Origin of the sequence: Actinophytocola sp. (assembly GCF_045807065.1) — a bacterium.
Classification (GTDB): domain Bacteria; phylum Actinomycetota; class Actinomycetes; order Mycobacteriales; family Pseudonocardiaceae; genus Actinophytocola.
Window position 1 is genome coordinate 1 of record NZ_JBJMIE010000511.1, and the last position, 9,348, is coordinate 9,348.

The 9,348-nt window shown below is 69.5% G+C and carries 10 protein-coding genes; 3 read left to right on the forward strand and 7 right to left on the reverse strand.

What is annotated here, in order from left to right:
* Both ACJ73U_RS30045 and coaE read left to right on the forward strand, forming a co-directional pair.
* The coding region (locus ACJ73U_RS30045; RefSeq protein ID WP_407781095.1) for a S1 RNA-binding domain-containing protein at positions 1-821 on the forward strand (821 nt) is incomplete at its 5' end.
* A gap of 262 nt (positions 822-1,083) precedes the next feature.
* A complete protein-coding gene (gene coaE / locus ACJ73U_RS30050; protein ID WP_407781096.1) occupies positions 1,084-2,286 on the forward strand; it encodes a dephospho-CoA kinase in 1,203 nt (400 codons plus the stop codon).
* Positions 2,287-2,297: 11 nt separating this feature from the next.
* Here the strand turns inward: coaE and moaA are convergent, their stop codons facing one another.
* From moaA to ACJ73U_RS30085, 7 genes are all read right to left on the reverse strand, one after another.
* Positions 2,298-3,317: a GTP 3',8-cyclase MoaA gene (gene moaA / locus ACJ73U_RS30055; protein ID WP_407781097.1), complete on the reverse strand. Its 1,020-nt coding sequence runs from the start codon at positions 3,315-3,317 to the stop codon at positions 2,298-2,300.
* A 51-nt stretch (positions 3,318-3,368) separates the two neighbouring features.
* Positions 3,369-3,998: a response regulator gene (locus ACJ73U_RS30060; RefSeq protein WP_407781098.1), complete on the reverse strand. Its 630-nt coding sequence runs from the start codon at positions 3,996-3,998 to the stop codon at positions 3,369-3,371.
* Positions 3,995-5,272, reverse strand: a complete 1,278-nt coding sequence (locus ACJ73U_RS30065) for a sensor histidine kinase (RefSeq protein WP_407781099.1) — start codon at positions 5,270-5,272, stop codon at positions 3,995-3,997. Before ACJ73U_RS30065 ends, ACJ73U_RS30060 begins: the two co-directional genes overlap by 4 nt.
* 3 nt (positions 5,273-5,275) lie before the next feature.
* Positions 5,276-6,016 (reverse strand): ABC transporter permease, encoded by a 741-nt coding sequence (locus tag ACJ73U_RS30070; protein ID WP_407781100.1) that lies wholly within the window; start codon positions 6,014-6,016, stop codon positions 5,276-5,278.
* A 12-nt stretch (positions 6,017-6,028) separates the two neighbouring features.
* Positions 6,029-6,937, reverse strand: a complete 909-nt coding sequence (locus ACJ73U_RS30075; protein ID WP_407781101.1) for an ABC transporter ATP-binding protein — start codon at positions 6,935-6,937, stop codon at positions 6,029-6,031.
* Between the two features lie 170 nt (positions 6,938-7,107).
* Complete coding sequence (locus ACJ73U_RS30080) at positions 7,108-7,626, reverse strand: DUF402 domain-containing protein (protein WP_407781102.1); 519 nt, start codon at positions 7,624-7,626, stop codon at positions 7,108-7,110.
* Between the two features lie 143 nt (positions 7,627-7,769).
* Entirely contained in the window at positions 7,770-8,276 is a 507-nt protein-coding gene (locus ACJ73U_RS30085; protein ID WP_407781103.1) for a DUF402 domain-containing protein, read from the reverse strand.
* A 170-nt stretch (positions 8,277-8,446) separates the two neighbouring features.
* Between ACJ73U_RS30085 and ACJ73U_RS30090 the strand changes: the two genes are divergently transcribed.
* A partial coding sequence (locus ACJ73U_RS30090; RefSeq protein ID WP_407781104.1) for a DEAD/DEAH box helicase family protein occupies positions 8,447-9,348 on the forward strand: 902 nt, incomplete at its 3' end.

Genomic DNA, 9,348 nt, shown 5'->3' on the forward strand with positions numbered 1-9,348 from the left:
TCGTCAACTTCGGTGCGTTCGTGGACCTCGGCGGCGTCGACGGCCTGGTGCACGTCTCCGAGCTGTCCTGGAAGCACATCGACCACCCGTCCGAGGTCGTCGAGGTCGGCCAGGAGGTCACGGTCGAGGTGCTGGACGTCGACATGGAGCGCGAGCGCGTCTCCCTGTCGCTGAAGGCCACCCAGGAAGACCCGTGGCGCCAGTTCGCCCGCACCCACGCGATCGGCCAGATCGTGCCGGGCAAGGTCACCAAGCTCGTGCCGTTCGGCGCGTTCGTCCGCGTGGACGAGGGCATCGAGGGCCTGGTCCACATCTCCGAGCTGGCCGAGCGCCACGTGGAGATCCCGGAGCAGGTCGTGCAGGTCGGCAACGACGTCATGGTCAAGGTCATCGACATCGACCTGGAGCGTCGCCGGATCTCGCTGTCGCTCAAGCAGGCGAACGAGGGCTTCACGCCGGACACCGAGTTCGACCCGACTCAGTACGGCATGGCCGCCGAGTACGACAACGAGGGCAACTACATCTACCCCGAAGGCTTCGACCCCGACACCCAGGAGTGGCAGGAAGGGTTCGACAAGCAGCGGGAGGAGTGGGAGCGCCAGTACGCCGAGGCCCACACGCGCTACGAGCAGCACATGGCGCAGGTCAAGAAGGCCGCCGAGGCGGAGGCCGCTGCCGAGTCCGAGGGCGGCGCCGAGTCCGAGGGCGGCACCGAGCGGGAGTACTCGTCCGCTGGTGCCGACAAGCCGAAGTCCGGTGGGACGCTTGCTTCTGACGAGCAGCTCGCTGCTCTGCGGGAGAAGCTTTCCGGCGGGGTGTGATCTTGTCTCGTTCTCTCGGGGGTCCGGTTCCGGGCCCCCGAGGGGGCGGGGCCGGGTCTCCGGGGCCCCGGGGCCGGGGTGCCTGGTTTGGCATTGGGGTTGGGTTGGGCTGGCGGGTAGTGAACTCATTGGGCTTGACCCTCTCGTGCTTTGCTAAGTGTTTGCCCCGGCCTGGTCGTTGTGACTGGGTCGGGGTTCTTTCTTGTGGCCAGGCGGTCGGGTGCGGCGGCCCTTCCTGTCCAGTGCTGACAGAATCAGCCTCATGTTGCGGGTGGGGCTCACGGGTGGGATCGGTTCCGGCAAGTCGACTGTGGCTGGGCGGCTTGGCGAGCACGGGGCTGTGGTCATCGACGCGGACCGGATCGCTCGGGAGGTTGTCGAGCCCGGGACTCAAGGGCTTGCCGAGGTTCGGGCGGCCTTCGGTGACTCGGTCATCAGCCGTGGGGCGCTCGATCGGGCGAAGCTCGCCGCGAAGGTGTTCAGTGATGAGGCGGCCCGTGCCACTCTCAACGGGATCGTCCATCCGCGGATTCGGGCCCGCACCACCGAGCTGATGGCCGCCGCCGCTGATGACGCCATCGTCGTGCATGACGTGCCTCTGCTGGTCGAGGCGCACATGGGGTCGGCCTATCACCTGGTGCTCGTGGTCGATGCGCCTTCGGACGTGCGGGTGCGTCGCGTCGTCGAGTACCGGGGCATGGCCGAGGAGGACGCTCGCGCGCGGATCCGGGCGCAGGCCAGTGCGGCCGATCGGCGTGCGGCCGCCGACGTGTGGCTCGACAACAGTGGTACGCCGGACGAGGTGCTCGCCGTCGTCGACGCGCTGTGGGCCGATCGGCTGGTTCGCTACGAGGCCAACGTTCGGCTCCGTCGCCGTGCGCGGTACGGCAGTCCGCGGCTCGCCGAGCCCGATCCGACCTGGCCGGCGCAGGCCAGGCGGTTGCGGGAGCGGATCGCGCTGGCCGGGGGGGACCTCGTTCGTCGGGTCGACCACACCGGCTCCACGTCGGTCGCCGGGCTGGCCGCCAAGGACGTCATCGACCTGCAGGTCACCGTCGGGTCCATCGAGGACGCCGACGCACTCGCCGAACCCCTCGCCGCCGCCGGCTTTCCGCGGTTGGCCGGGATCGAACGGGACAACTCCAAGCCGTACGCGCCGGACCCGGCCCAATGGCGCAAGCGTCTGCACGTCAGCGCGGACCCGGGCCGGATCGCGAACGTCCACCTCCGCGTCGAGGGCACTCCGGGCTGGCGGTTCGCGCTCCTGTTCCCGGACTGGCTGCGCGCCAACCCGGCGGAGCTGGCCGACTACGAGGCCACGAAGCGAAAGCTCTCCGCCCGGTATATCGAGGACGAGGACAGCGAGAACTACGGCGAGGCCAAGGAAGCCTGGTTCGACGAGGCCGCGGTCCGCGCGGAACAGTGGGCCGAGCGCACCGACTGGCACCCGCCCGCGCCGGCCTGACGTTCGAGGGCTCAGCCGCCGCGGGTGTGCATCTCGAGGTGGGGGTCCCGCTTCAGCGCGGTCAGCGGCACGAACGGCAGCCGGTCCCGTTCGGCGAGTCGGTCGACCGCGCCACGATCAGTCCGGTTCGTCCACGCCCGCGTGATCAGCGTGGCCAGCTCCGCCTTCGACGCGCCCTCCCGCAGAGGGTCACGCAGGTTGACGCCCTCCATCGCGTACAGGCACAGGTACCACAGCCCGTCCGCGGTCAGCCGGCTCCGGTCGCACGTCGCGCAGAACGGCTGCGTCGTCGACGACACGATGCCGAACGTCGTCCCGTCCGGCAGCTCGAACCGGTCCGCGGGGGCGCCGTCGGTGTTCCGCAGCGGGGTGATCGGCCCGTAGTGCGCGGACAGCCGCGACAGCATCTCCGCCCGCGACAGCACCAGTTCCGGCGACCACGTCGTGGCCCCGCCGACGTCCATGTACTCGATGAACCGCACCTCGGCCGGCACCGTCCTGCCGAACTCGACGAGGTCGACCAGCTCGTCGTCGTTCACGCCGTTCAGGGCCACCGTGTCGATCTTGGTGCCGGTGAACCCGGCCGGCGCGATCGACGCGATGCCCTTGAGCACCGAGGGATGCGTGGCCCGCTGCGACAGCGTCTTCGACCGGTCGGCCCGCAGCGTGTCCAGGCTGACGGTGATCCGGTGCAGACCGGCTTCCTTCAGCTCGTCCACGTGTCCCGCGAGCAGCACACCGTTCGTGGTCATCGCCAGGTCACGCAGTGGCTTGGCCGACAGCATCCCGACCAGCGACGGCAGGTCCCGGCGCAGCAGCGGCTCACCGCCGGTCAGCCGCACCTTGTCCACGCCGAGCTCGACGAAGACGTCGACCAGCGTCGAGATCTCCTCGAACGTCAGCAGGTCGCGCCGGGGCAACCAGACGTACTCGGCCTCCGGCATGCAGTACCGGCACCGCAGGTTGCAGCGGTCGGTCACGGAGATCCGCAGGTTCCGCAGCGGCCGCCGGTAGGTGTCGAGCACACTCACCCCACTACGGTATACAAAATTCAGTCATTGTGTCGGACGTCGTGCACCACGTCACGCCCGCGGTGTCAGGTATCCACGGGAGAACGCGGTGGCCACGGCCGCCGCCCGGTCGTTGACACCCAGCTTGGCATACACGTGCAGCAGATGGGTCTTGACCGTCGCCTCGCTGATGAACAGCGCCTTGGCCGCCTCCCGGTTGGTCGATCCCCGGGCGATCAGCTCCAGCACCTCCAGCTCGCGCTGCGACAGCGGTTCGGACGTGGGCTGGCGCATCTGCCCCATCAACCGGGTCGCGACGGCGGGGGAGAGCACCGCCTGCCCGCGTGCGGCCGCCTCCACGGCCCGGAACAGCTCGTCGCGCGGCGAGTCCTTCAGCAGGTAGCCCGTGGCGCCGGCCTCGATCGCGGGCAGCACGTCGCTGTCCGTGTCGTACGTGGTCAGCACCAGGATCCGGGCCGGCACGCCCCGCTTCGCCAGCTCCTTGATCGCGGTGACGCCGTCGGTCCTGGGCATCCGCAGGTCCATGAGGATCACGTCCGGCCGCAGCTTCTCCCCGGCCGCGATGGCCTCGGCGCCGTCGCCGGCCTCGCCGAGCACCTCGAAGCGCGGGTCCGCGGTGAACATGCCCCGCAGCCCGTCGCGCACCACAGGGTGGTCGTCGACGATCAGCAGCGTGATCATTCCCCACCTCCGGCCGGGATGGCCGGCACCGCGGCCGAGATCGCCGTGCCGCCCCCCGGCTCCGACTCGATCTCGAGCCGTCCCGCCAGGCGTTGCACCCGCTGGCGCATGCCGGTGAGCCCGAAACCGCCGTTCGCGGAGCCGTTGAGGCGCCTGGCGAGCGGGTCGAAACCGACCCCGTCGTCACGCACGTCGAGTGTCACCAGATCCTCCATGTAGGACAGCGTGAGGCCGACCCTGCTGGCCTTCGCGTGCTTGGCCACGTTGGCGAGGGCCTCCTGCGCGGTCCGCAGCAGCGTGACCTCGACGTCCGCGTGCATGGGCCGCGGGTCGCCGGTCGTGGTGAGCACCGCGTCGATGCGGTTCACCTCCGACCAGCGCCGGGTCACGTCGCTGATCGCGTCCGGCAGCCGGGCCTCCGCGAGCATGGTGGGCTCCACCGCGTGGACCGTCCGGCGTGCCTCGGTGAGGCTCTCGCGGGCCAGGTTCATCGCGTTCGTGACGTGCCGGCGCCACGTCGCCGGCTCCTCCTGGGTCTGCTCGGCGGCCTGCAGCTGGGTGAGGATGCCGGCCAGCCCCTGCGCGAGGGTGTCGTGGATCTCCCGGGCCATCCGCTGCCGCTCGTCCAGCACGCCGGCCTCCCGGGCCTGGACCAGCAGCTGGGCGTGCAGGGCGGCGTTCTCCTCCAGCGCGGCCTCCAGCTTCGCGTTGGCGGCCTCGAGTTCTACGAGTGCTTCCTTCTGCTTGAGGTTGCGCTGGTCGGTCATGTCGCCGAAGTACGAGAACGCGCCGGCCAGGAGCATGTTGACCATGGCCAGCGCGGCCCACGCCCACCACGTGTCCGCGTTGATGTTCCACACCCCGCCGATCTGCGAGGCCGACGCGATCAGCCCGGTGCTGGCGACCCCGACGTAGCGCCAGCGGCCCGCCAGGCAGCGGAACGAGTACATGTAGCCGATGAAGGCGAAGAACCCGTACCACGGGGACAGTGCCACCAGCCCGGCCGTCATCACCCACAGGCAGACGAAGAAGAAGCCCGCCCTCGGGCGGCTCTGCTCCCACTCGGGGTGGTACTCGAGCCAGATCACCCACGCCAGGGTGACGGCGGTGAGGGCCAGCACGGGCACGACGGGTACTCCGACGTCCCAGATCGGCTGGAGGAGGGTGATGAGGAGGCTGATCCCGAGGAGGAAGTACGGGAGGACCCGGTGGACCGCCGTCTCCCTGCGCTCCCAGCGGTCGAACTCCTCCCGCAGCTCCTCGGTCGTGCTCACTGCCTACTCCCAGCGGAAGTACCGCGCGGCCAGGCCGCCGGCCACGATGGTCCAACCCAACATGACGCCGATGTGGAGCAACTGCGGCCAGTGACCGGCGGCGGCGTCCTGCAATGATTGCACGCCCGCGCCGAGCGGCGTGAAGTCGCTGATCCGGCGGAGCACCGCGTTCATCGTGTCGCGCGGCGCCCACAGCCCGCCGAAGAACAGGACCGGGAAGAACAGCACCGAGCCGATCGCGCCGGCACCCTTGCCGCTCGGCGCGAGCGAGGCGACGAGCAACCCGATCGCGAACATGGCCAGCGCGCACAGCACGTAGCCCACCAGGTAGGCGAGTGGTTGCCGCGGCAGGTCCACGTCGAAGGCGACGCGCCCGATGACCTGGATGGCCACCATCACCGCCACCGCCATGACCGTGCACATCAGCAGCTGCGCGCCGAGCATCACGGCCGGTTTGACCGGTGTGGTTCGCATCCTGCGCAGAACGCCCTTCTCCCGGTAGGTGGCGAACTGCTGGGGCAGGCCGTTGAGGGCGAACATGGCGATGGCCATGGCGACGATGATCGGCGCGTACAGGTCGATCACGCGCAGCCCGCCGAGGCCCTTGTCGGGTTCGCGGAACGCCGGGATCGAGCCGAGGACGACGAGCAGGATCGGGGGGAACGCGAGCGTGAAGAAGACCGCGGTCGGCTCGCGGAAGAACAGCTTGGTCTCGGTGGTGGTGAGGCGGGACAGGGCGGACATGGTTGTTGCTCCTCAGCTGTCGATCGTGCGGCCGGTCAGTGCCACGAAGGCGTCGTCAAGGGAGGTCTGCTCGAGCCGCAGGTCGCCGGCGACGACCTGGTGGCGGGCGAGCGTGGTGGTCACGGCGAGCAGCAGGTTGCCGGTGCCGGTCACGACCAGCTGGCTTCCGGCCCGTTCGACGCTCGCGACCTCGGGCAGCGCGGTCAGCAGCGCGTGGTCGATGGGTGCGGACGGCCGGAACCGCAGGCGCTGCCGGTCGTCGACCTTGGCGACCAGCCCGGCCGGTGTGTCTGTCGCGACGATCCGGCCCTTGTCCACGACGGCCAGCCGGTCGCAGAGCCGCTCCGCCTCCTCCATGAAGTGCGTGACCAGCAGGATCGTGACGCCGCGGTCGCGGATGCCCTCGATGAGGTCCCAGGCGTCGCGGCGGGCCTGCGGGTCCAGGCCGGTGGTCAGCTCGTCCAGCACCGCGACCCGCGGGTTGCCGACCAGCGCGAGCGCGATCGAGAGCCGCTGCTTCTGCCCGCCGGAGAGCTTCTTGTACCGCGTGTCGAGCTTGTCGGTCAGGTTGAGCGTGTCGATCAGCTCGCGCCAGTCGGCGGGCGCGCGGTAGAAGGAGCTGTACAGCTCCATCGCCTCGCTGACCTTGAGCTTGTCGGGCAGCTCGCTCTCCTGCAGCTGCGCGCCGAGCAGCTCACGCAGCTCGCTCGTGTCCCGCCGCGGGTCGAGGCCGCCCACCCGGATGCTGCCACCGTCCGGCGAGCGCAACCCCTCGATGCACTCGACGGTCGTGGTCTTGCCGGCCCCGTTCGGGCCCAGAATGCCGAAGATCTCGCCCTGCTCGACGGCGAAGCTGACCCCGTTGACGGCGGTGTGGCTCCCGTAGCGCTTGACGAGGTCGTTTACCTCGATGATTGCCATGGGTAAAGCGTCGCCCGCGGCAGGGGTGTCCCGAATCGACCACGCGGCCAGCGTGCGCACCGACCGCGGTTGGTCCGCCGATCAACCGATCGGTGGATATCGACACCGACCAACCGGGGTGGGCCGGTCCCCGCAGGACACGGCGGCGATCGGTCCTCGGCGAGCAGGGTCTAGTAAGGGGGCCAGACGTCGAAGATGTGCTTGTAGGCGAGCCACCCGGCCAGGTCGTGCCGGAACTGGCTGAACTCCTCGAGCGTCTTGTGCACGGTGCACATCGCGAGGTCCGCGTCGCTCACCCGGATGACCTGGCTCGCGACCGCGGCCGCGAACTCCTCGGACTGCACGATCCTGGCTCGCATGCCGGCCGGCGTCTCGAGGCCGAGCAGCAGGTCGGTGGTCCGCCAGTACCGGCCGTCGCTCGTGGCGCGGACCGCGGTCAGCACGCTCGGGCCCGCCTTCGCGTGGCGGGAGCGGGGGCGCTGGTGGGTGAGGCGGAGGTTCAGCGCGGGCAGCAGCCAGGTCACCTCGGAGTCGTGGAACGGGTCCTCCGGGGTGGCGCACTCGGTGCGCAGACCCCAGCGTTCCACCTGGCAGGTGCGCAGATGTCGGGTCGTGCCGGACGAGTACGTGCGGGTTGCCGTGAAGGTGTCGACGACGTCGACGAGCTGAGGAGTGATCGCCGTGCCCACCTGTCGAAGGGTAGTCGGCAGCATGCGGTCGGTGATCCTCGGGTTCGATTCGTTATGTCACGTCTCGTATGCAGGGGGATACCGAATTGATGAACCTACTCACCCGACTGGCCGGTAAGCATTGACGCAGTGTGTCGCGCTCGCTATGCGCCTCCCGGCCAGGTCAGAGGCACGCCGAGCCAGGCCTCGACGTCGTAACCCGATGCCGCGATCCCCTCGACCGCGGTGAAGGTCCGTTCGAACGCGCGTTGCATGACCACCCGATCGAGGAACCCGGCCGTGTTCGCTTCGATGATCTCGTCGGTGTCGACCACGCGTAGACCCTGGTGATCGTTCACGAGGACGTCCAGGTAGAGGTCCACGGTCCGCCACACCGGGCCGGGCTGGATGTCGACGATGTCGATGTAGACGTCGTGGTCGAGGGTCCGGCCGGGGTGCGGCAACCAGCGCCCCACCCGCAGGCCGTGCTCGGGCAGCAGCCACGAGCGGAAGTAGGCGATGTCGGGGTGCCCGTCCAGCGGCCGCGCCATGTACAGCCCGAAGTCGGTGACCTCGTACCGGTCGACCGTCCGTACGAACCCCTTCGGATCGGTGTTGGTCATGGCGGCGGTGTCGAACAGTTCGACCTTGGGCGGGTGCAGATCCGTCACGCCATCCACCTTGGCATACACCGACCGTTCCGACCGGTCCCGTATGGACCCGGTGGTCCACCGGCGTCCCGCTCCGTGGCCGGCATCGTCCGCCCGTGTCGGCACCTGCGGTAACCACCTCTGACCTGGGCGAACCGAAATTGTCGGTGCCCCGGCGTAGCCTTTCTGTCGTGGCAACCGTGACCGCTCACTCCCAGTTTCGACCCATCGGTGACATCCCCCGCACCGACGGGCAGTTCCGCATGGTCAGCGACTACTCGCCGGCCGGCGACCAGCCCGTGGCGATCGACGACCTCGAACGCCGCATCAGGGCGGGCGAGAAGGACATCGTTCTGCTCGGCGCGACCGGTACGGGTAAGTCCGCGACCACGGCGTGGCTCATCGAGCGCCTGCAGCGGCCGACGCTGCTGATCGCGCCGAACAAGACGCTGGCCGCCCAGCTGGCCAACGAGCTGCGCGAGTTCTTCCCGCGGAACGCGGTGGAGTACTTCGTCAGCTACTACGACTACTACCAGCCGGAGGCGTACGTCCCGCAGACGGACACCTACATCGAGAAGGACTCGTCGGTCAACGAGGACGTCGAGCGGTTGCGCCACTCCGCCACGTGGAGCCTGCTGTCGCGCCGCGACGTGATCGTGGTGGCGTCGGTGTCCTGCATCTACGGCCTGGGCAGCCCGCAGGAGTACCTCGACCGCACGATCTCGCTGCAGGTCGGCGAGGAGGTCGACCGCGACACGCTGCTGCGCGCGCTGGTCGACACCCAGTACACCCGCAACGACCTCTCGTTCACCCGCGGCACGTTCCGGGTCCGCGGCGACACGGTGGAGATCATCCCCGCGTACGAGGAGCTGGCCGTCCGGATCGAGTTCTTCGGCGACGAGGTGGAGGCGCTGTACTACCTGCACCCGCTGACGGGCGACATCGTCAGGCAGGTGGACACGGTCCGCATCTCCCCGGCGACGCACTACGTCGCCGGCCCCGAGCGCATGGAACGCGCGATCAAGGCCATCGAGGAGGAGCTGGAGCAGCAGCTGGCCAAGATGGAGAAGCAGGGCAAGCTGCTGGAGTCGCA